A 20,637-nucleotide genomic window follows, 5' to 3' on the forward strand; every position below is an offset into this window, starting at 1 on the left:
GGTTTCTTTATTCAGGATGTGTTTACTAGCTCCGGCCTGCTCAAAAGGAAGGTGACTAATGCGTATTGATCGTTTAACCAGCAAATTACAATTGGCCTTATCCGACTCCCAATCCCTGGCAGTCGGCCTCGACCATCCGGCCATCGAGCCCGCGCACTTGATGCAGGCGCTGCTCGAACAGCAAGGTGGCTCCATCAAACCCTTGCTGATGCAAGTGGGCTTTGACGTCAACAGCCTGCGCAAGGAGTTGAGCAAAGAGCTCGACCAACTGCCGAAAATCCAGAACCCCACCGGCGACGTGAACATGTCGCAGGAGTTGGCGCGCCTGCTCAATCAGGCCGACCGTCTGGCCCAGCAAAAGGGTGATCAGTTCATCTCCAGCGAACTGGTGCTGCTCGCCGCCATGGACGAAAACAGCAAACTGGGCAAGTTGCTGCTGGGCCAGGGCGTAAGCAAGAAAGCCCTGGAAAATGCCATCAACAACCTGCGTGGTGGCGACGCGGTGAACGACCCCAATCATGAGGAGTCGCGTCAGGCCCTGGATAAATACACCGTCGACCTGACCAAGCGCGCCGAAGACGGCAAGCTCGACCCGGTGATCGGCCGTGACGATGAAATCCGTCGCACCATCCAGGTGCTGCAACGTCGCACCAAGAACAATCCGGTACTCATCGGCGAGCCTGGCGTGGGTAAGACCGCGATTGCCGAAGGCCTGGCCCAGCGCATCATCAATGGCGAGGTGCCGGACGGCCTCAAGGGCAAGCGCCTGCTGTCCCTGGATATGGGCGCGCTGATCGCCGGCGCCAAGTTCCGTGGCGAGTTCGAAGAGCGTTTGAAATCCTTGCTGAACGAACTGTCGAAGCAGGAAGGGCAGATCATCCTGTTTATCGACGAGCTGCACACCATGGTCGGCGCCGGCAAGGGCGAAGGCTCGATGGATGCTGGCAACATGCTCAAGCCGGCGTTGGCGCGGGGCGAATTGCATTGCGTTGGTGCCACCACGCTGAACGAGTACCGCCAGTACATTGAAAAGGACGCGGCCCTTGAGCGTCGTTTCCAGAAAGTGCTGGTGGAAGAGCCGAGCGAAGAGGACACCATCGCGATCCTGCGTGGCCTGAAAGAGCGCTATGAGGTCCACCACAAGGTGGCGATCACCGACGGTGCGATTATTGCGGCGGCCAAATTGAGCCATCGCTACATCACTGACCGTCAGTTGCCCGACAAGGCCATCGACCTGATCGACGAAGCGGCGAGCCGCATTCGCATGGAAATCGATTCCAAGCCGGAAGTGCTCGACCGTCTGGATCGCCGCCTGATTCAACTGAAGGTCGAATCCCAGGCCCTCAAGAAAGAAGAGGACGATGCGGCGAAGAAACGCCTGGAAAAACTCCAGGAAGAGATCGTGCGTCTGGAGCGTGAGTATTCGGACCTGGAAGAAGTCTGGACCTCGGAAAAAGCTGAAGTGCAGGGTTCTGCGCAGATCCAGCAAAAGATCGAGCAGTCCCGTCAGGAACTGGAAGCCGCGCGGCGTAAAGGTGACCTGAACCGCATGGCCGAGTTGCAGTACGGGGTGATCCCGGACCTAGAGCGTAGCCTGCAGATGGTCGATCAACATGGCCAAAGCGAGAACCAGCTACTGCGCAGCAAGGTGACCGAGGAGGAAATTGCCGAAGTCGTCTCCAAGTGGACCGGCATCCCTGTGTCGAAAATGCTTGAAGGCGAGCGCGACAAACTGCTGAAAATGGAAAGCCTGTTGCATCAGCGCGTCATCGGCCAGGAAGAGGCGGTGGTGGCGGTGTCCAACGCGGTACGGCGCTCCCGTGCCGGCTTGGCCGACCCGAATCGTCCGAGCGGTTCGTTCATGTTCCTCGGCCCGACCGGCGTGGGCAAGACCGAGCTGTGCAAGGCCTTGGCCGAGTTCCTCTTTGACACCGAAGAGGCCATGGTACGCATCGACATGTCTGAGTTCATGGAGAAACACTCCGTGGCTCGTCTGATCGGTGCGCCTCCGGGCTATGTGGGTTATGAAGAGGGTGGCTACCTGACCGAAGCAGTGCGGCGCAAGCCTTACTCGGTGATTCTGCTGGACGAGGTCGAGAAGGCGCACCCGGATGTATTCAACATCCTGCTGCAAGTGCTGGAAGATGGCCGTCTGACGGACAGTCACGGGCGTACCGTGGATTTTCGCAACACGGTGATCGTGATGACCTCCAACCTGGGCTCGGCGCAGATCCAGGAGTTGGTAGGCGATCGCGAAGCCCAGCGCGCTGCGGTCATGGATGCGCTGACCACGCACTTCCGCCCGGAATTCATCAACCGGGTCGACGAAGTGGTGATCTTCGAGCCTTTGGCGCGGGATCAGATTGCGGGCATCACCGAGATCCAGCTGGGTCGCCTGCGCAGCCGTCTGGCCGAGCGTGAGCTGGACCTGGAACTGAGCAGCGAGGCGTTGGACAAGCTGATCGCGGTGGGTTACGACCCGGTGTATGGTGCACGGCCCCTGAAGCGTGCGATCCAACGCTGGATCGAGAACCCGTTTGCCCAGTTGATCCTGTCGGGAAGCTTCATGCCGGGCACCCGTGTCACGGCGAGTGTGGAAAACGACGAAATCGTCTTCCACTGAGTCCGGACTGCTGTGTGACAAAAGAAGGCCCTGCATCGCGGGGCCTTTTTTTTCGATAGGGCGTTGAACTGTAAGGCAAAGGCTTGTAAAGTGCGCCCCGCAGCAACGTCAGCCCACGGGTTTCTTCTCCCCAAGAAGAAATCAGAAACAAGCGCAAATCATTGTCTTAAAAGCAATTTAAAGGGTTGACAGGGGTTTTTAAGATTGTAGAATAGCGCGCCTCAGAGGCACGAACGTAGCGATACGGACGGTTGAAGAGAACGTTGTAAAGCAGTAAAAGTTGTACTTTGAAATATGCAGTTCCGTGATAGCTCAGTCGGTAGAGCAAATGACTGTTAATCATTGGGTCCCAGGTTCGAGTCCTGGTCACGGAGCCAATTTCAAACCGGGGTATAGCGCAGTCCGGTAGCGCGCCTGCTTTGGGAGCAGGATGTCGGGAGTTCGAATCCCCCTACCCCGACCATATTTGGGTCGTTAGCTCAGTTGGTAGAGCAGTTGGCTTTTAACCAATTGGTCGTAGGTTCGAATCCCACACGACCCACCATTTTTGAAACCAGTTAATTCTGGGATCGAATCTTAAGATCAGAGGCCAAAAGCGCTGATCGAAGAAGGCGACTGAAAGGTCGCCTTTTTTTTACCGGGGTATAGCGCAGTCCGGTAGCGCGCCTGCTTTGGGAGCAGGATGTCAGGAGTTCGAATCCCCTTACCCCGACCATATTAAAAATCCCCGTATCGAAAGATACGGGGATTTTTTTGCTCACAATTTTTGAACTGACTGCTGGACAAGTGTGGGAGCGGGCTTGCTCGCAAATGTGGTGGATCAGTGACAGATGTACTGCCTGACACACCGCTCTCGCCAGCAAGCTCGCTCCCACAGTGGTTTGCGCTGTTAGTGAAGTTTTAGCCTGGGCTCGGTGCCTCGGCCAATCTTGCTCCCCAGCATCAGCATCGCCGTGCGGAAGAAGCCATACAGCGCCATCTGGTGCATGCGGTACAGCGACACATAGAACATCCGCGCCAACCAGCCTTCCAGCATCACACTACCGGTGAGGTTGCCCATCAAGTTACCCACCGCCGAGAACCGCGACAGCGAAATCAACGAGCCGTAATCGGTGTACTTGTAGGTGGGCAGGTCCTTGCCCTCAATGCGCAACTTCAGCGATTTGGCCAGCAACGAGGCTTGCTGGTGAGCGGCCTGGGCTCGCGGCGGCACATTGCGGTCGGTGCCCGGTTGCGGGCAGGCTGCACAGTCGCCAAAGGCGAAGATGTTTTCGTCACGCGTGGTTTGCAGGGTCGGCAACACTTGCAGTTGGTTGATACGGTTGGTTTCCAGGCCATCGATGTCCTTCAGGAAGCCCGGAGCGCGGATCCCGGCGGCCCAGACCTTCAGGCTGGCTGGAATGACCTGGCCGCTGCTGGTGATCAATGCATCCGCCGTCACTTCGCTGACTGCCGAGTTGGTCAGCACCGTCACCCCAAGTTTCTCCAGGGTTTTATGCACAGGCCCGCCGATACGCTCCGGCAGGGCAGGCAGCACCCGCGGGCCGGCTTCGATCAGGGTGATGTGCATGTTTTCCGGTTTGATGCGGTCAAGACCATAGGCTGCCAGCTCATGGGCGGCGTTGTGCAGCTCGGCGGCCAGCTCGACGCCCGTCGCGCCGGCACCGACGATGGCAACGCTGATCTGCTCCACGGCGTCCGTCTGCCCGGCGTGGGCGCGCAGATAATGGTTGAGCAGTTGCTGATGGAAGCGTTCGGCCTGTTTACGGGTGTCGAGGAACAGACAATGCTGCGCCGCACCTTCGGTGCCGAAGTCATTAGTGGTGCTGCCGACCGCGATCACCAGGCTGTCATAACCCAGCACACGGGCAGGCAACAGTTCGCGGCCTTCTTCGTCGAGGGTGGCGGCCAGCTGGATTTTCTTGTGTTCACGGTCGAGCCCGCTCATGCGTCCCAGCTGAAACTCGAAGTGGTTCCATTTCGCCTGGGCGACATAGTTGAGTTCGTCTTCCGAAGAGTTCAGGGAGCCAGCGGCCACTTCGTGCAGCAGGGGTTTCCAGATATGGGTCAGGTTGGCGTCCACCAGCGTGATGCTGGCAGTGCCGCGCTTGCCCAGAGTCTTACCCAGGCGGGTAGCCAACTCCAGGCCGCCGGCGCCGCCGCCGACGATAATAATACGATGGGTCATGGGGATATCTCGCAAGGCTAAAAGAAATCGGAGCAGTTACCCCCGCGAGCGCCAGGCAGCTCATAGCGTCAGGTAACTCAAAAGGCGGCTCAGCAGTCCGAGCCCGATCACCACCACCAGCACCACACCGAGGAGCAGCCAAGGCCGGAAAGGCTTGCGCTCGACTCGGTTCTGGGACAGTTGCAGGTACTCTTCGACATGCTGTTGGTCATCGGGGTTCAGGCGACTGGTCATAAAGGCCTCGTCAGGTAGACGTTGCAAAGGGGCGCCACGTTACAGGCATTGCCACAAGCGTAGCCTGTGCCCGAGTCACAGGCTGATGCCCACGTCGAACACTATGCTGCGCCCCAGATTGTTGCGCAAGAAGTCCGGTGCGTCGGGATGGGCGAACAACACCCGCGCAAAGGTCGGCCCGACCAGTGACAGCGAGCGCCATCCCTGGCGCAGGTATTCGGTGGGGGGCGGGAAATGGCTATTGAGGTCCAGTACTTCGCGCTTGAGGCTGGTGAAGGCGACGATATCCAGCTCCCCCAGGTCCATGCCGCGCTCTTTATAGTTGTGCGCTTTCTTGCGCAGGGTCGGTGCCAGGCGTAACAGAAACTCATGTGCCGGAATACGCCGGGGTTTGGCTTCGCGCCTCACCAGTTGGCTCAGTGAAAAGGCACTGCGTCGGCGTAGCAACTCGTCACGCCATTCGTCGTTCAGGCGCCTGCCTTCATCCAGCACGAAAAACACTTCGAAACTGGCATCGCGAAACAGCACATCCGGTGGTTCCTGCCCGGCGGCATGAAACTCTTCGGCGCGATAGGGCACATTCAAGCCTTGCAGCAGGCGTTGGCAGACCCAACGCTCACGCTCCCATTTGCGGGCATTGGACAGGAATGCGTTGGCTTGTTCGGCTGCCACGGTGAGCAGGCGCAAGTAATCAGAGTCATCCATAGCTAGCAGCTTAGCGCCCAAATGATGACCGCAGGAAGTCCTGCCGCAAAAGGTCGGTGTAGACTGGTCACTCGACCGTTACCCAGGCAAGGGAGTACGCCGTGAAGTGTTTATCGAGGCTATTTTCGGATCACTCGCTTCTTGAGGCTCGGCACCTGGAACAGGTGAAACCGTGATCGGCGCAGCGGTCCTGGCGCCGGAAACCCTCAGCATCGGCTGGCTGATGTACGCGCCTGTAGTGATGTGGGCGACCCTGCGCGCGCCTTGGGTCGAGCTGTTTGCCGACCGGCGGCGCCAGCACCTGCTGTTCGGCACCGTGTTTGCGCTGTTCATGTTGTGGCTGGTGCGACGGGATTTCGATACCGGTGTTTCTTATCACTTTATCGGCATGACGGCGGTCACGCTGCTGCTGGATTGGCCCCTGGCGGTCGTGGGAGGGTTTGCGGCGCAGGTAGGCTTGATGGCGCTGGGGCGCCAGGACCTGGCAGCTCTGGGTATCAATGGCCTGTTGCTGGTCGTGCTGCCGGTGCTGGTGACTGAAGCCTGCGCGCTGGTGGTCGAGCGCGCGCAACCGCGTAACCCCTTTGTCTATATCTTCTGCTCCGGTTTTTTTGCGGCCGCGCTGTCGGCGTTGCTCTGCCTGCTGGCGGGCCTGGGGTTGCTGTGGCTGGACGGTCGTTTCGCGATGCCGGAATGGCTGGAGGATTTTGTCGGTTACCTGTGGCTGATGATTTTTCCAGAGGCCTTTATCAACGGGATGGTGGTCAGCGCGCTGGTGGTGTTTTGCCCTGAATGGCTGGAGACGTTCAATCGCTCGCGTTACCTCTCGGCCCCGTGGAAAGACGACGACTCAACGCGTTGACCCAGATCAAACCCTGCCTATCCAGGCAGGCCCATGCTTTGCGCACTATTCATGGGCAACACGGCGGGGCGAATCATGGGGGTGTACGAGTGGGCACGGCAGGAGTTGCGCAGAAGCCAGGATGCGGCACAGGAAATTGGCTTTGACCCGGGGTTGACCCTGCGTGCGATGCTCAGCGCGGTGGTGCAGCAGAGCAAAGGCGTACGTACGTTCGAGGACCTAGCCGACGAGCTGCAATATCTCGCAGAAAACCTCGACGACCAGCAGATCCATGCCTTTATGCGACCTTAGTGGCGCGGTGTCAGATCTTCGGAAAACAGCTCGTCCTCGGCATCCGGGGCGACAGGAATCTTGTGGTCTTCGGCGGCCCAGGCGCCCAGGTCGATGAGTTTGCAGCGGTCCGAGCAGAACGGCCGGTTGGGGTTGGTCGCTTTCCATTCCACGGGGGCGCCGCAGGTTGGGCAGTCGACGGTCAAGGGTTGGCTCATGATCGGCCTCCACGCAAAGTAAGATAAAAGTGATGCAGTCGCTCGACCTCGCCGTGCAACCAGGCGAGGTCTTTGTCGTTGACCAGCACGTCATCGGCATGGCTCAAGCGGTCTTCGCGGCTGGACTGGGCCTTGAGGATCGCCTGCACCTGCTGTTCACTGATGCCGTCACGTTGCAAGGTGCGCTGTACCTGCAACGATTGCGGCACGTCGATCACCAGGATGCGCTGGGTCATGCTGTACTGGCCGGACTCGATCAGCAGCGGTGACACCAGGATCGCGTAGGGTGATTGTGCGCGGGCCAGGTGGCTGCGAATTTCTTCGCCGATCAGCGGATGCAGCAAGGCTTCCAGCCACAGGCGCTCTTCGGGGTTTTCAAAGATGCGCTTGCGCAGCACCGCGCGATCCAGTTGGCCGTCCGGTTGAAGCACGCCATCGCCAAAGTGTTCGGCGATGCGGGCCAGCGCCGGACGCCCCGGCTCGACCACCCAGCGCGCGGCGTGGTCGGCGTCGACCAGGTCGATACCCAGGTCGATAAAGTGTTGGGCCGCCGCGCTCTTGCCGCTGCCAATGCCGCCTGTGAGGCCGAGAATCCAGGGTGTTGCAACAGAAGTGGTCATCTGAAACCGACAGACTGCAAATAGAAGTCGGTTATTTGACCACCCCAGAGCAATGCAATCCAGCCGGCAATCGCCAGATACGGACCAAACGGCATCGGCGTCGACGCCTGGGCCTTGCGCAACCGCAGCAGAATCAGCCCGGCAATCACGCCCACCAGCGAGGACATCAACAGCGTCATTGGTAGAATTTGCCAGCCACCCCAGGCGCCCAGCAGTGCCAACAGCTTGAAGTCTCCATGGCCCATTCCGTCCTTGCCGGTCACCCATTTGAACAGCCAGAACACCGTCCACAGGCTCATGTAGCCGATGACCGCCCCCCAAAGTGCGTCGGTCAACGCCACCCAGCCGCCCAGGCTGTTGGCGATCAGCCCCAGCCAGAGCAAGGGCAGCACCAATACGTCGGGCAACAACTGATGGTCTGCGTCGATCAAGCTCATCGCCAGCAGTCCCCAGCTCAACAGCAACACGGCGCCTGCTTGCCAGCCAAAGCCGAAGTGCCAGGCGACCACCGCCGAGAGCAGCCCGCAGGCCAGCTCGGTAAAGGGGTAGCGGGCACTGATGGTTCCACGGCAATGGGCGCAACGCCCTCTGAGCATGATGTAGCTGAGCAGCGGGATATTTTCCCAGGGGCGGATCGGATGATTGCAATGGGGGCAGCAGGAATTGGGTCGCATCAGGTTGTAGGGCGGAGCGACCGGATCGCCGGGCAGCCTGAGTACTTCTTGGGCCTGGGCGCGCCATTCGCGCTCGAGGATTTTCGGCAGGCGCCACACCAGCACATTGAGGAAGCTGCCCACAATCAGGCCCAATACCAGTGCCAGCCCGACGAAGGCCCAGGGTTGTTGACTCAGCAGCAGGCTCAAAATGCACTGCCCAGCTGAAATACCGGCAGGTACATCGCAATGACCAGCCCGCCGACGATGCCGCCCAATACCACCATGATCAGCGGCTCCATCAGGCTGGTGAGATGATCGACCAGGTTATCCACATCGGCCTCGTAGTGGCTGGCGACTTTTTCCAGCATGCGGTCCAGGGTGCCCGACTCCTCGCCGATGGCGGTCATCTGGATGGCCATGCCGGGAAACAGGCCGCTGGCCGTCATGGCATGGTTCAACGGTATACCGGTCGATACAGCGTGACGCATATGTTCGATCGCCTGTCTGAACGGCCCGCTCCCGACGGCGCCTGCCACCGAGTCCAGTGCCGGTAATAGTGGAACACCCGCTGCAAAGGTGGTTGAAAGTGTGCGCGCGTAGCGGGCCACAGCCGTTTTTTTCAGCAGTGTGCCTGCCAGGGGCGTTTTCAACAAACCCGCATCGAGCCTTTCGCGAAAACCGGGCGATGTGCGATACGCGTGACGCAACCCGACAAGCCCGGCACCAACGCCCAGCAACACGGCCCACCACGCGCGCTGCATGAACTCGGACAGCGCGATGACGTGCAGGGTCAGGCTGGGCAGTTGGCTGCCCACGCCGGCGAACAGGTTCTGGAACTGTGGCACGACATGGATCAGCAGGATCGCACTGACCAGGCTGGCGATGACCAGAACCGCCACAGGGTAGGTCATGGCTTTCTTGATTCTGGCCTTGAGCTGCTGGCTTTTTTCCAGGTGAATGGCTACCCGCTCCAGCAGGGTTTCCAGAGCGCCCGCCTGCTCGCCGGCTGCAACCAGATTGCAATACAGGTCATCGAACTGACGGGGGTGTCTGCGCAGCGCCATCGTCAGGCTGCTGCCCGCCGCAATGTCCTGCTTCAGTCCTTGAACCCGCTCGCGCAACGACCGGTTTTCGAAGCCTTCAGCGATGATGTCCAGGGCTTGCAGCAGGGGAATGCCGGCTTTGAGCAGCGTGGCCAACTGGCGAGTGAACAGCGCGATTTCGGCAGTGCTTATCGCGGGGGCAAAACTGGGCAGCCCCGGTGTTTTTCTGCGCACCCGCTCCGGGCTGATACCTTGCTGGCGCAACCGGGCCTTGATCATTGCCGGGCTGTGCCCCGCAGTTTGCCCGGACACCCTGCGTCCCTTGCGGTTGATGCCTTCCCAGGCGTAGAGCGTTGACGCGTCGTTCATGTTGTGATTCCGCATGCAGGTCGTCGAAGATTCATAGCTTAGTCAGGTGACAGAGTCAGACACGCTGGCGGCGAAGGATAAAATGTCAGATTGTGCGTCCTGGACGCGATGGAGTGCTCGCCGATGAGTACACTGGCGCCGCTGTGAAATACGGGGCGCAGGATGTGCCTCGTCATGAGTTCTATTCTGGAGAGTGAAAGTGATGCGTCAGAAAGGTTTTACTTTGATCGAGCTGCTGATCGTCGTGGCAATCATCGGCATATTGGCCACCATCGGCCTGCCCATGTACACCACCCACCAGGCCAAGGCCAAGTTCACTGCGGGGCTGGCTGAAATCTCCGCCTTGAAGGCAGGCTATGAAGACACCCTCAACCAGGGCACCGTACCGACCCTGGCGCTGATCGGCGGCACCAGCCCCACCGCCAACTGCCGGATCGAGGTGACTGGCGACGTCGCTACCGGTGCCGGCTCCCTCAACTGCGAAATACTCGACGCGCCTGCGCCCGTGCTGGGCAAGACCATCACCCTGACGCGCAGCGCCACCACCGGCTGGAAATGCACCACGACAGCTGAAGCGAAATACATCGCCAAGGGTTGCGATACCAGCGGGGCCTGACAGCCCAACCTTCTGCATGGATGTAAAGGTGGCCCATGTCATTGTCCCTACAGCAGCGTGGCAATATTTTTCTGGTCGTGGTGGTGTGCCTGCTGACGCTGGGCATCTGCCTGCCAGTCAGTGGGCATGACCTGCAGCGCGTGATGCAGATCGCCATTGGCTTGTGTGCCGTGCTGTATGGACTGTCGGTTGCCTGCGTCGAGCGGTTGGTGGACCGGTCCACGGCGGTCGGTGTGGCGCTGGTGATAGCCCTGGGGCTGGTGTCTTCGGCGCTGGCTCGTCAGCCGTTGTGGGCACTTGTCGAAGTGGCGTTGTTCGTCAGCTGTGGCGCGATTGCCGTGGCGTTTGCCTTGCTTCGCCGCCGGGGTGACGAGTCACTGGACCGGGTGTTGATGGTGATCGTGGTGATGCTCTGCCTGATCAAGTCGATCCAGTATCTGTATGCCGGCACCTTGGCGTTCACCAGCGGGAAGCCAACGCTGGACCCGGACCTCCTGCTCTGGAGCTTTTCCAACAAGCGTTTTTACGGCCAGTTTCAGACGTTCACCTTGCCTTTGCTGGCGCTTCCCTTGCTGATGCCCACGTTTTCCCGCCCGTTCAGGAGCGGGATTTTTGTGCTGCTCTGTGTCTGGTGGCTGATCGCGATCAGTGGCGGCACCCGGGGAACCTGGCTTGGCCTGGGTGTCGCCGGAGCGGTACTCGTTCTATTGGGGCCATGGGCGCGCCGCTGGGTTATCTGGCAATTGGGCGCCGTGTGCGTCGGGCTGTTGTTGTATTGGCTGACGTTCACGGTGCTGGCCGACTACCTGGGGATCGAAATCGTCAACGCGGCCAGTGATCGTCTGACCACCTCGCTGTCGGGACGCGGCCCGATCTGGTGGCAAGCCTGGCATATGGTGGCCGAGCGGCCCTGGCTGGGGTTCGGGCCGATGCACTTTGCCGATATTGCCAACAAGATTGCCGCCCACCCCCATCAGGCGATCTTGCAATGGGCCAGTGAATGGGGCGTGCCGTCGGCCTTGTGCGTACTGGCCCTGGCGTGGCGCAGCGGTTGGGCGACGCTGGTTGTGTTGCGTGAGCGGGCGCAGTCCGGCGAACCCGCTGACCTGCTGAGGTTGGGCCTGTTTGCCGCGCTGACGGGGTCATTGGTGCAGTCCATGGTCGATGGCGTGATGGTGATGCCTGTCTCCCAGGTCTGGCTTGCGCTGGTGGTGGGCTGGCTGATGGCGTTGCATGTGTGGCGAACACCGACGGCAGCGCCTCTACCACTGGGGTGGTTTGTAGGAAGAGTCGCCGGGGTATTGGCCGTTGGTCTGTTGATCGTTATCGCGATACGCGACGTGCCGGACCTCAAGCAAGCCCAGCAACACTACCTGGACGATAGAGGCGCGCACCTGCAACCTCGCTTCTGGGCCCAGGGCGTCATTGCCCCGCAAAGCCCGTAAGTTGCCGGACGCCCGATGCGGTGCTAGCTTTAGCCCACCGCCCGTGTAGCTCAGTTGGTAGAGCAGCGCACTCGTAACGCGAAGGTCGCAGGTTCGACTCCTGTCTCGGGCAAAAGAGCATCAACGGTACTGTTTTCAGCTGATCCCAGAATGGTTCTGAAGGCCAGACGAGCCGGCACACGTGCCTGTTCTTTTGTATCTGCGCAACCTTGATGACCCAGATGCATTCCCATTCCTCGATCCAAGAGAACACTATGACCACGACAGAAATGACCCAGGAAGTTCGGCATGAACGGGCTCTCGAAAAATACCTCGCAGAGTCGCCGCAACTCAAAGAAGAGATCAAGGACCTGAGCGCCGATGACCAGCGCGACCAGATTCAGTGGGCATTTGAGGACGAGGCCGAGAGCCAGGGCCTTCAGGCCTGGGAACTGACGCTCAAGTACACCTCGACACCGGAAGAGTTCGAAGCGAAGCGAATAGCTGCGCATCAAGAGGCGGCCGAGGTGCTGGGTGTGCCATGGGACGAATACTGCGAGATGAACGACCTCGTCGTCTGAAGTCGTTCACCCCTCCTGGTTGTTCAGCAACGCAGCCGATTCATGCGCCTCAGAGGCTGAGGCGCATCGACAAATCCACCGCCTTCACATCCTTGGTCATCGCGCCGATGGAGATGTAGTCCACCCCGGTTTCCGCGATGGGCAGCAGGGTGCTTTCATTGATCCCGCCGCTGGCCTCCAGCTTCGCCTTGCCGCCGTTCAGGCGCACGGCTTCACGCATGTCGTCGAGGCTCAGTTCGTCGAGCATGATGATATCGGCGCCCGCCGCCAGTGCTTCGCGCAGTTCGTCCAGGCTTTCCACTTCGATTTCCACCGGCTTGCCCGGGGCGATCTTGTGGGCGGCGGTGACGGCCTGGGCAATGCCGCCGCAGGCGGCGATGTGGTTTTCCTTGATCAGGAACGCGTCGTACAAGCCGATGCGGTGGTTATGGCAGCCGCCGCAGGTCACGGCGTATTTCTGCGCCAGACGCAAGCCCGGCAGGGTCTTGCGGGTGTCCAGTAGCTTGACTTGGGTGCTGGCGACAAAATCCGCCAGGGCTTGCGCACGGGTGGCCACACCCGACAGCAGTTGCAGGAAGTTCAGTGCGCAGCGTTCACCGCTGAGCAGAGAGCGCGCCGGACCTTCGAGGTGAAACAGCACCTGGTTGGGGCTGACGCGCTCGCCGTCGGCCACCTGCCAGTGCACCGCGACGCGTGGGTCCAGTTGGCGAAAGACGGCGTCCACCCAGGCCGTGCCGCTGATCACGGCCGCATCACGGGTGATGATCGTGGCCTTGGCCAGCCGTTCGGCCGGGATCAACTGCGCGGTGATATCGCCGCTGCCGATGTCTTCCAGCAGTGCGCGGCGCACGTTGGCTTCGATTTCGGCGGTGAGGTCGGCAAGACGGAGATTCGGCATAACAGGCTCCACAAACAAAGTGCCCCGATTATAGGGGCTGTGGGTGCCTGAACCCAGACTCGCCCTTCAATTACCGCGTAATGACAGAGTTTGCTGGCGCAACCGGCCCTGTTTGCAAGATAATCTCGCGCCTTGCAATTGGCGTCATAGCTTTGACGTCCTGGCGATAACCGGTTATCCCTGTAGCCCAACCGGGCCTGTAGTCGATCTTTGCCCAATTCAATACCGCCGTTTCAGGAGGCCAGGATGCACAATGACGGAAAGGTGGTGCCGATCAACAAGGCACAGGCCACGCCATCGCCACTGGCTCGCTTGCCGGTGGTGTTGCTGCAGGTGCGGGACAAGGCCGCGCAGCAACTGCAGCAGGGTTTGCAGGATTTGTTCGATAACGCTGACGACACCCTGTTCGAGATGGCCGACAAGGCCCGCAGCACGGTCGACCATCACATCTTTTTCGAAGCCATGCGGGACCTGCGCCTCAAGCGCAAGAACTTCGAACGGGTGTTCATGGAGCGGCTGTTCGAAGCCTTTGCCAACCTGGACCATGCCGGGCGTGGTGAATTGCAAATGGTGCCGGTGGTCTCCTACGACACGGCATCGAGCACTTCCCGGGACACGATGGAAAAGACCGTGGCGCTGGAAGGCATGCTGGGCCGGGTGCAGCACCGTGATGGTCAGGCTCTGGGTCAACTGACGGCTCGCTTGAGTGCCTTGCTGGGCAATCAGCTGGATGACCGTGAGAACCCGCTGGGCCCCGCGCTGCTGTGTGAGTTTTTCCTGCGCGCCGGGCGCAGCCTGGGTGTCGAGATCCGGGTCAAGCTGATCATGCTCAAGCTTTTCGAGAAGTACGTGCTCAGTGACGCCGATCAACTGTACGGCGAAGCGAATCGGTTGCTGATGGCCACCGGGGTCCTGCCCGACCTCAAGGCCGTGCCCTCCCGTCGCCCGGACGGGCGCGTTGCCCGTGAACATCCACGCGAAGACGCGGTGGCCGGCAGCGAGCCGCCGGCGGACGAAAACGGTCAGCAAGCCTTCGCCGTTCTGCAGCAACTGCTGATCGTCGTGCGGGGCAGTGTCGCGCCCACCCTGGAAGCCAGTGCCGAGCCCTTGCCCATTACCTCCCGCGATCTGCTGCGGTTGCTGTCCCACTTGCAGCAATACGTGCCGGAGCCGGACGCCGAGGACGATTTCGACCTGCGCAGCCAGCTCGAACAACTGCTCACCCGGGTCAGCGTCAAGAGTGGCAAGTCACGGGTCGTCGAGCAGGCCGACGAAGATGTGATCAACCTGGTCGCGATGCTGTTCGAGTTCATCCTGGCCGATCGTGCCGTGCCCGCTTCCTTCAAGGCCTTGATCGGGCGCTTGCAGATCCCGCTATTGAAAGTCGCGATCGTGGACAAGAGCGTTTTCAGTCGCGGCAACCATCCGGTACGGCGACTGCTGAATGAAATCGCCGCGGCCGCCCTGGGCTGGAGCCCCCGTGACGATTATCAGCGAGACAGCCTGTACTTGCGCATCGAGCAGGTGGTACAGCGCCTGCTCAACGAGTTCGTCGAAGATCCGGCGATCTTTTCCCTGTTGTTGACGGAGTTCAGCACGTTTACCGCTGAAGAGCGTCGCCGCAGTGACTTGCTGGAACAGCACACCCGTGACGCCGAAGACGGACGCATGCGTACCGAGGCCGTGCGCCAGCGGGTGGCCGAGGTCCTTGACCGACGGCTGATGGGCAAGGTACTGCCGCGCTCCGTGGTGCAGTTCGTGCAGCAGGCCTGGAGCCAGGTGCTGTTGCTGGCCAGTCTCAAGCACGGCGAACAGTCGGTGCAGTGGCAGGCGGGCTTGCGCACCCTGGATGAGTTGATCTGGAGCGTCAGCCTGCAGAAGGACGCTGAGGCCGGACGGCACTTGCTGGAACAGTTGCCGGGGTTGCTCAAGGCGTTGCGTGACGGCCTGACCAGTGCGGCGTTCGATCCTTTCAGTACCCGTGAATTCTTTGTAAGGCTGCAAGCCATGCATGTCCAGGCGCCCGAAGAGGCCGACGGGCTGATGGAGGTGCGTGAGCCTTTTGTAATGACGACACGGCCCGCCGACGCGGTCGACGGTTGGCCGAAGGATGATCCCGACCTGCTCAAGGTTCATCACCTGCGCATCGGTGGCTGGGTGGAGTTCCAGGAAGACGACACGTTCCAGCGCTGCAAGCTGACGGCCATCATGGCGCCGACGGGTGCGTATATTTTCGTCAATCGCACGGGGCTCAAGGTGCTGGAGAAAAGTGCCGGCCAGTTGGTCCAGGCCTTCAAGGCGGGCGTACTGCGAACACTGGAAGGCGGACTGCTGTTCGATCGTGCCCTGGCGACGGTGACCGATCAATTGCGTCAACTCAATCGCGCCAAGTGATCGCAACAGCGGGGCGGAACGCGGCATACTGGTCACACTTTGTCCCGTTCAAGGAACCCGCATGCAGTTGGACCCCGCCAGTGGCTGGTGCCAGGGCATTCGCCATTGCCCTTCGCCAAACTTCAACGAGCGCCCCGCCGGCGAAATCTCGCTGTTGGTGGTGCATAACATCAGCCTGCCGCCCGCACAGTTCGGCACCGGTAAAGTGCAGGAATTTTTCCAGAACCGTCTGGACGTCATGGAACATGCCTACTTTGAAGGGATTGCCGACCTACGAGTGTCTGCGCACTTCCTGATTGAGCGCGATGGCGCGGTGACGCAGTTTGTCTCCTGCATCGACCGGGCCTGGCATGCCGGAGTTTCGCGGTTCGAGGGGCGAGAGACGTGCAATGATTTTTCCCTGGGCATCGAGCTGGAAGGCACGGACGACCAGGCGTTCACCGACGCCCAGTATGTGTCGTTGATCGACCTGACACGCCAACTGTTATCGGCCTATCCCGGCATTACTCCTCAGCGTATCTGCGGGCACAGCGACATCGCCCCGGGACGCAAGACCGATCCCGGCCCGGCTTTTGATTGGACGCGCTTTCGCAGCGCCCTGCAGGATGGAGGACACGTACGATGAGTTTCCTGGTGTTGGTGCTGGCGGTCTGGATCGAGAAATTCTCGGCCCTGCGCCAGCGGTTGCAGCGTGACGGCGGTTGGTTGCACGAACTGGCCAGGCTGGAAGCCAGCCCGCGACTGGGCAAGCACCCTTGGCTGATCCTGGCCTTGCTGGTGTTGTTGCCCGTGGTTCTGCTGGCGCTGTTGCTGGTGGTTCTGGAGCCGGTGGCCTACGGTTTGCTGGCGCTGCCGGTGCACTTGCTGGTGGTGATTTACAGCCTGGGGCGGGGCGACTTGCTGGCCGGGCTTGGCCCGTTCCGTGATGCCTGGCGCCGGGGCGACCTGCAAGCTGCCGAACACGTGGCGGAGCGCGACCTGGGCCTGAGCGCCGACAGCGGCGAACAACTGCTCGAACGCGTCCAGGGGCATTTGCTATGGCAGGCTTATCAGAGTTTTTTTGCGGTGATTTTCTGGTATTTCCTGCTGGGCCCGGTCGCTGCGCTGGCCTATCGATTGCTGGCGCTGGCCAATGAGCACAGCCAGAATCCGTTGGTTGCGGAGCGCGCCGGACAGTTGCGCCACGCCTTCGACTGGCTGCCGGTGCGCCTGCTGGCCGCAAGCTTTGCCCTGGTGGGTAACTTCGTCGCGGTCAGCCGTGTGATGCTGCATGAGCTGTTGAGCTGGGACATCAGCGCGGCGCAACTGGTGGAAAAAGTCGGCCTGGTGGCCGCTGAAATCCCGCCGCCGGCAGTGGGTGCCGACGGCATCAACAGCCTCGACCGCTTGTGGGAACTGCTGCTGCGTGCAGCGGTGCTGTGGTATGCCGGCTTTGCCATCTGGACCGTGCTGCCCTGATCTTCGGCAGGGGTGAGTCGGTCACCCCTGCTGTTAACCTTAAGTTACAAAACTCCCTTTCGAATTGAGCTATACAGACAGAGCGCCCAAATAGTGGCTTTCTGCCGCCGCCCTGCGCTCAATAAAAATAAAAGAAAGGGAGTTCACCTGTGAAGAGCTTGCTCTATCCGGCTGTCGCGCTGATGAACCGCCTGAGCTTCGGCATGAAGTTCAGCTTGATCAGTGTGCTGTTCCTGCTGCCGATGCTGGCGACCAACTATTTTCTGGTGCGCGATTCCTGGCGCGAATTCCAGGGGACCCGCGTCGAGCTGCAAAGCCTCGACCTGCTGGGCAGCGCCCTGGCCCTGCGCCGCGACCTGGAAACCCTGAACAACCAGGTGCAGATCAATGCGGTGCTCGGCCAATCCGGCAAGGCCGGTGACCTTGAGGGCCAGATCAGCGCGCTGGAGCAGAGCATTCTGGGCCGCCTGCAAGGGCTCAGCGCCATGGCGACTGACCCGGAACATATTGCTGCTTTCGAGACTAAGCGCGATGAATTGATCGCAGCCTTCAAGGCTCAACAACAGGAAACCTCGCTGCAGAGCAAAAGCGCGTTGATCGGCAAGCTGCTGAACAAAGCGCAGATGCTCGGCCAGATCGTGGCCAGTCAATCCGGATTGAGCCGCGACTCCCAAAGCGACGTACGCCAACTCGGCGAGCTGGTCACCAGCGTGACCCCACACGTCACCCAGGCCCTGGGCGAGGGGCGGGCGATGGGCGCGTACTCCCTGGGCCAGGGCTTTCTCAATTCATCTTCCAGCACACGGTTTGACGAGTTGCTGCAACAGTTGGAAAAACTCCACGCCGAATACGCCTTGAAGCTGCAAGACGCCCTCAGCGCCAGTCAGGCAGCTCATGGCGCACTGAACGGCCTGGCCCAGGCCAGCAATGCCAGTCTCAAACATGGCAGTGAGCTGTTCGAAGAACAGGTGGTGATGGCCGAAACCCTCGATGCGCCTTGGCAGCGTTTCTATGAGGAGGTCAGCACGCTGATGGCCGGGACCTATCAGCTCGACCAGGCCACCCTGACGTTTATCGGCCAGCAACTGGAACTGCGCCTGGCCCAGAACCGAATGCACATGGTGCTACTGGTGGCGGCGCTGGCCGCGGTGTTTTTGTTGATCTTCTACCTGTACGCCGGTTTCTACGCCTCCACCCGTACCACGCTGCGGCGCCTGGGCGTGATGATGGACCAGGTCGCGGCAGGCGATATGACGGTCAGTTTTGTCGCCCACAGCCGCGATGAACTCGGCGACTTGGGCAACGTGTTCAACGGCACCGTGGCTAAGATCCATGACCTGATCGAACGCGTCGGTCACACCGTCGGCCAGGTAGAGCTCCAGGCCGGGCAGGTGGAAACGGTTTCGGCCCGGAGCAACCAGGCAGTCTCGGGCCAGCGCACCCAGATCGAACAGGTGGCCACAGCCATGAATCAGATGTCGTCCACCGCCCAGGAGGTGGCGCGCAACGCGGCGGCGGCGGTCGGCAGCGCCCACAGTGTCAATGATGAAACCCTCAGCGGCCGCAGCCTGGTGCAATCCCAGCAAAGCAGCATGGCGCGGCTGGCCTCGGAGATCGACCAGTCGGCGCAGGTGATCAACCGGCTGGCCAGCGACAGTCAGGCCATCAGCAGCGTGTTGGAAGTGATCAAAAGCATTGCCGAGCAGACCAACCTGCTGGCGCTCAATGCCGCTATCGAAGCGGCGCGGGCCGGTGAGCAGGGGCGCGGCTTTGCGGTGGTGGCCGACGAGGTCCGCACCCTGGCGCGGCGCACCCAGCACTCCACTGAAGAAATCGAGCAGATGATCAGTCGTCTGCACAGCGGCGTAGATGCAGCCGTAAAGGCCATGGGCAGCAGTCACCAGATGGCCAGCGGCACAGTGGGGCAGTCGGAAAAAGTCCAGCAGGCCCTGGAAAATATCCTCGCCGCGGTCGGCATGATCGTCGACCAGAACCAGCAGATTGCCGCAGCGGTGGAGCAGCAGACCGCCGTCGCCCACGATATCGACCAGAACATCGTTGAAATCAACCGTGCCGGCGAGCACGCGGCGCACGGTGCCCACCAGACCGAGGCGGCCAGCCGACAACTGTCGGTGCAGGTGAACGAGCTGAAGCAGCTGATTGGCGCGTTTCGTGTGTGAGGTCATTCAGTTAAGTGTATTCGTCTGTAGGGTGTTTCTTTGTGAGGTGTAGTGCTTGTCCTGATTTTCCGGAGTTTCTGTTTGGGCTGCCTGAATGAGTGAGAATTTATTTCACTCAAACAAGATTCAGGGAGGCACAGCCATGACCACAGTCGTCGGTATCAAGGGCCACTGCGCCCATTGTGAGATCACCTTTGAGCTCAAGTCCTGGCAAGTGAATGCCATCTCCATCGACGAGCCCTTCGATTGTCCGTACTGCCAGCGCGTGTTGCAGTTGTGTTGTCCCAGGGAACTGCGCCGGTTCAAGTCGCTGGAACATTGGGCGCTGGTGCGTCCGGGCATGGTGGTGCTGACGTGCATCGTGTTGATCGTGGCGCTGGTGATGGAGTGGCTGGGGCTGATCAGCGTGATCGGGCAGCTCAATGTGTCACTGGTGGTGCTGCTGGTGCATTTTCTGACGCTGCGTTACGCCCGCTACCGACAGCACGTGATTTTGAACCTGGAGGCGGGGCGTCCGGCGCTACCAGTTGAACAGCTCGCACGCATTGCGAGTGCTCGCCTCAGCCAGCACTGAAGCGCTGATGCCCATGCGTTCGGCCAGGGCGTTGCAGATGGCCGGCAAGTGTTGCGGGCTATTGCGCTGGCCCGGGTACATGACGGGCGCCATGTCCGGGGCGTCGGTTTCCAGCACGACCGCATCCAGTGGCAGCTGTGCCAGTACCCGATGCATGCGCAATGCCTGGGGCCAGGTGGCAGCACCGCCCAAACCCAGTTTGAACCCGAGCCGCAGGTATTCGCGGGCTTCTTCGAAGCTGCCGGCGAAGGCGTGAATAATGCCGCCCCGGGGCACACGGATACGCTTCAAGGTGGCGATAACCGCCGCGTGGCTGCGGCGCACGTGCAGCAGCGCCGGCAACTGAACGTCCACCGCCAGCTTGAGCTGCGCTTCGAACAGCTGTTGCTGGCGCTCGCGGTCCAGTTGTTCAAGAAAATAATCCAGGCCGATTTCACCCACTGCGCAGAGCTGGGGATGCCCGTGCAGGCGCGTCAACCACTCGGCCAGTTCCGTGAGATCGATGGGGCGGTGTTCATCGAGGTAGACCGGGTGCAGGCCAAAGGCAGCGAACAAACCTTCATCCTGTTGCACCAGATCCCACACCCGCTGCCAATTCTGCTGATACACCCCCAGCACCACCATGCGCCGCACGCCCAGTTGGCGGCTGTCAGCGAGGACTTCCCGGCGGTCGGCATCGAAGTCAGGGAAGTCCAGGTGGGTGTGGGTGTCGATCAGCTCCACG

At 60.8% G+C, this 20,637-nt stretch carries 20 protein-coding genes and 5 tRNA genes; 16 read left to right on the forward strand and 9 right to left on the reverse strand.

Going from position 1 to position 20,637, the window contains the following annotated elements; genetic code table 11:
- Nucleotides 1-58: 58 nt before the first annotated feature.
- From clpB to ACW9IN_RS07670, 5 genes are all read left to right on the forward strand, one after another.
- A complete protein-coding gene (gene clpB / locus ACW9IN_RS07650; protein ID WP_457365309.1) occupies nucleotides 59-2,623 on the forward strand; it encodes an ATP-dependent chaperone ClpB in 2,565 nt (854 codons plus the stop codon).
- Between the two features lie 301 nt (nucleotides 2,624-2,924).
- Nucleotides 2,925-3,000 (forward strand) — tRNA-Asn (locus tag ACW9IN_RS07655).
- A 9-nt stretch (nucleotides 3,001-3,009) separates the two neighbouring features.
- A tRNA-Pro gene (locus ACW9IN_RS07660) sits at nucleotides 3,010-3,086 on the forward strand.
- 5 nt (nucleotides 3,087-3,091) lie between these two features.
- A tRNA-Lys gene (locus ACW9IN_RS07665) sits at nucleotides 3,092-3,167 on the forward strand.
- A 94-nt stretch (nucleotides 3,168-3,261) separates the two neighbouring features.
- A tRNA-Pro gene (locus ACW9IN_RS07670) sits at nucleotides 3,262-3,338 on the forward strand.
- 174 nt (nucleotides 3,339-3,512) lie between these two features.
- On the opposite strand, the gene ACW9IN_RS07675 is transcribed toward ACW9IN_RS07670, so the two are convergent.
- From ACW9IN_RS07675 to ACW9IN_RS07685, 3 genes are all read right to left on the reverse strand, one after another.
- Nucleotides 3,513-4,811 (reverse strand): NAD(P)/FAD-dependent oxidoreductase, encoded by a 1,299-nt coding sequence (locus tag ACW9IN_RS07675; RefSeq protein WP_457365310.1) that lies wholly within the window; start codon nucleotides 4,809-4,811, stop codon nucleotides 3,513-3,515.
- A 60-nt stretch (nucleotides 4,812-4,871) separates the two neighbouring features.
- Nucleotides 4,872-5,045, reverse strand: coding sequence for a DUF3094 family protein (locus ACW9IN_RS07680; protein WP_016976295.1), 174 nt, complete (start codon nucleotides 5,043-5,045; stop codon nucleotides 4,872-4,874).
- Between the two features lie 75 nt (nucleotides 5,046-5,120).
- Entirely contained in the window at nucleotides 5,121-5,750 is a 630-nt protein-coding gene (locus ACW9IN_RS07685; protein ID WP_010213242.1) for a DUF1780 domain-containing protein, read from the reverse strand.
- A 172-nt stretch (nucleotides 5,751-5,922) separates the two neighbouring features.
- Here ACW9IN_RS07685 and ACW9IN_RS07690 point away from each other — a divergent pair, with 172 nt between their 5' ends.
- Both ACW9IN_RS07690 and ACW9IN_RS07695 read left to right on the forward strand, forming a co-directional pair.
- Nucleotides 5,923-6,612 carry an energy-coupling factor ABC transporter permease gene (locus ACW9IN_RS07690; RefSeq protein WP_457365311.1) on the forward strand — a complete coding sequence of 230 codons (690 nt, stop codon included), beginning with the start codon at nucleotides 5,923-5,925 and terminating at the stop codon, nucleotides 6,610-6,612.
- A gap of 75 nt (nucleotides 6,613-6,687) precedes the next feature.
- A complete protein-coding gene (locus ACW9IN_RS07695) occupies nucleotides 6,688-6,903 on the forward strand; it encodes a hypothetical protein (protein ID WP_457365447.1) in 216 nt (71 codons plus the stop codon).
- Here the strand turns inward: ACW9IN_RS07695 and yacG are convergent.
- From yacG to ACW9IN_RS07715, 4 genes are read right to left on the reverse strand one after another with little or no spacing between them, the layout of a single operon-like run.
- Nucleotides 6,900-7,100 carry a DNA gyrase inhibitor YacG gene (yacG, locus tag ACW9IN_RS07700; protein WP_457365312.1) on the reverse strand — a complete coding sequence of 67 codons (201 nt, stop codon included), beginning with the start codon at nucleotides 7,098-7,100 and terminating at the stop codon, nucleotides 6,900-6,902. The genes ACW9IN_RS07695 and yacG overlap by 4 nt on opposite strands.
- Nucleotides 7,097-7,720 carry a dephospho-CoA kinase gene (gene coaE / locus ACW9IN_RS07705; protein WP_457365313.1) on the reverse strand — a complete coding sequence of 208 codons (624 nt, stop codon included), beginning with the start codon at nucleotides 7,718-7,720 and terminating at the stop codon, nucleotides 7,097-7,099. Before coaE ends, yacG begins: the two co-directional genes overlap by 4 nt.
- On the reverse strand, nucleotides 7,717-8,583 hold the full coding sequence (locus ACW9IN_RS07710) for a prepilin peptidase (RefSeq protein ID WP_457365314.1): 867 nt from the start codon (nucleotides 8,581-8,583) through the stop codon (nucleotides 7,717-7,719). Before ACW9IN_RS07710 ends, coaE begins: the two co-directional genes overlap by 4 nt.
- Nucleotides 8,580-9,788: a type II secretion system F family protein gene (locus ACW9IN_RS07715; RefSeq protein WP_457365315.1), complete on the reverse strand. Its 1,209-nt coding sequence runs from the start codon at nucleotides 9,786-9,788 to the stop codon at nucleotides 8,580-8,582. The genes ACW9IN_RS07710 and ACW9IN_RS07715 overlap by 4 nt, the downstream gene beginning before the upstream one ends.
- A 202-nt stretch (nucleotides 9,789-9,990) precedes the next feature.
- Here ACW9IN_RS07715 and ACW9IN_RS07720 point away from each other — a divergent pair, with 202 nt between their 5' ends.
- The 4 genes from ACW9IN_RS07720 to ACW9IN_RS07735 all read left to right on the forward strand — a co-directional run bounded on the left by ACW9IN_RS07720 (nucleotide 9,991) and on the right by ACW9IN_RS07735 (nucleotide 12,409).
- The gene (locus ACW9IN_RS07720; protein WP_457365448.1) at nucleotides 9,991-10,404 is read left to right on the forward strand and encodes a pilin; all 414 of its coding nucleotides are present in this window, start codon (nucleotides 9,991-9,993) and stop codon (nucleotides 10,402-10,404) included.
- A gap of 35 nt (nucleotides 10,405-10,439) precedes the next feature.
- Complete coding sequence (locus ACW9IN_RS07725; RefSeq protein WP_457365316.1) at nucleotides 10,440-11,849, forward strand: O-antigen ligase family protein; 1,410 nt, start codon at nucleotides 10,440-10,442, stop codon at nucleotides 11,847-11,849.
- A gap of 39 nt (nucleotides 11,850-11,888) precedes the next feature.
- A tRNA-Thr gene (locus ACW9IN_RS07730) sits at nucleotides 11,889-11,961 on the forward strand.
- 142 nt (nucleotides 11,962-12,103) lie between these two features.
- The gene (locus ACW9IN_RS07735; protein ID WP_457365317.1) at nucleotides 12,104-12,409 is read left to right on the forward strand and encodes a DUF6388 family protein; all 306 of its coding nucleotides are present in this window, start codon (nucleotides 12,104-12,106) and stop codon (nucleotides 12,407-12,409) included.
- A 49-nt stretch (nucleotides 12,410-12,458) separates the two neighbouring features.
- Here the strand turns inward: ACW9IN_RS07735 and nadC are convergent, their stop codons facing one another.
- A complete protein-coding gene (nadC, locus tag ACW9IN_RS07740) occupies nucleotides 12,459-13,307 on the reverse strand; it encodes a carboxylating nicotinate-nucleotide diphosphorylase (protein WP_457365318.1) in 849 nt (282 codons plus the stop codon).
- A gap of 246 nt (nucleotides 13,308-13,553) precedes the next feature.
- Here nadC and ACW9IN_RS07745 point away from each other — a divergent pair, with 246 nt between their 5' ends.
- From ACW9IN_RS07745 to ACW9IN_RS07765, 5 genes are all read left to right on the forward strand, one after another.
- Nucleotides 13,554-15,701: a DUF1631 domain-containing protein gene (locus ACW9IN_RS07745; protein ID WP_457365319.1), complete on the forward strand. Its 2,148-nt coding sequence runs from the start codon at nucleotides 13,554-13,556 to the stop codon at nucleotides 15,699-15,701.
- A 61-nt stretch (nucleotides 15,702-15,762) separates the two neighbouring features.
- Complete coding sequence (gene ampD / locus ACW9IN_RS07750; protein ID WP_457365320.1) at nucleotides 15,763-16,326, forward strand: 1,6-anhydro-N-acetylmuramyl-L-alanine amidase AmpD; 564 nt, start codon at nucleotides 15,763-15,765, stop codon at nucleotides 16,324-16,326.
- On the forward strand, nucleotides 16,323-17,159 hold the full coding sequence (gene ampE, locus ACW9IN_RS07755; RefSeq protein WP_457365321.1) for a regulatory signaling modulator protein AmpE: 837 nt from the start codon (nucleotides 16,323-16,325) through the stop codon (nucleotides 17,157-17,159). Before ampD ends, ampE begins: the two co-directional genes overlap by 4 nt.
- Nucleotides 17,160-18,634: 1,475 nt before the next feature.
- Nucleotides 18,635-19,339: a methyl-accepting chemotaxis protein gene (locus ACW9IN_RS07760; protein ID WP_457365449.1), complete on the forward strand. Its 705-nt coding sequence runs from the start codon at nucleotides 18,635-18,637 to the stop codon at nucleotides 19,337-19,339.
- Nucleotides 19,340-19,481: 142 nt separating this feature from the next.
- On the forward strand, nucleotides 19,482-19,913 hold the full coding sequence (locus ACW9IN_RS07765) for a hypothetical protein (protein ID WP_457365322.1): 432 nt from the start codon (nucleotides 19,482-19,484) through the stop codon (nucleotides 19,911-19,913).
- Here the strand turns inward: ACW9IN_RS07765 and ACW9IN_RS07770 are convergent.
- Nucleotides 19,860-20,636 (reverse strand): TatD family hydrolase, encoded by a 777-nt coding sequence (locus tag ACW9IN_RS07770; RefSeq protein WP_457365323.1) that lies wholly within the window; start codon nucleotides 20,634-20,636, stop codon nucleotides 19,860-19,862. The two genes, ACW9IN_RS07765 and ACW9IN_RS07770, sit on opposite strands and share 54 nt — an antisense overlap.
- Nucleotide 20,637 lies beyond the last annotated feature (1 nt).

This window comes from Pseudomonas sp. SDO5271_S396, from assembly GCF_054071795.1.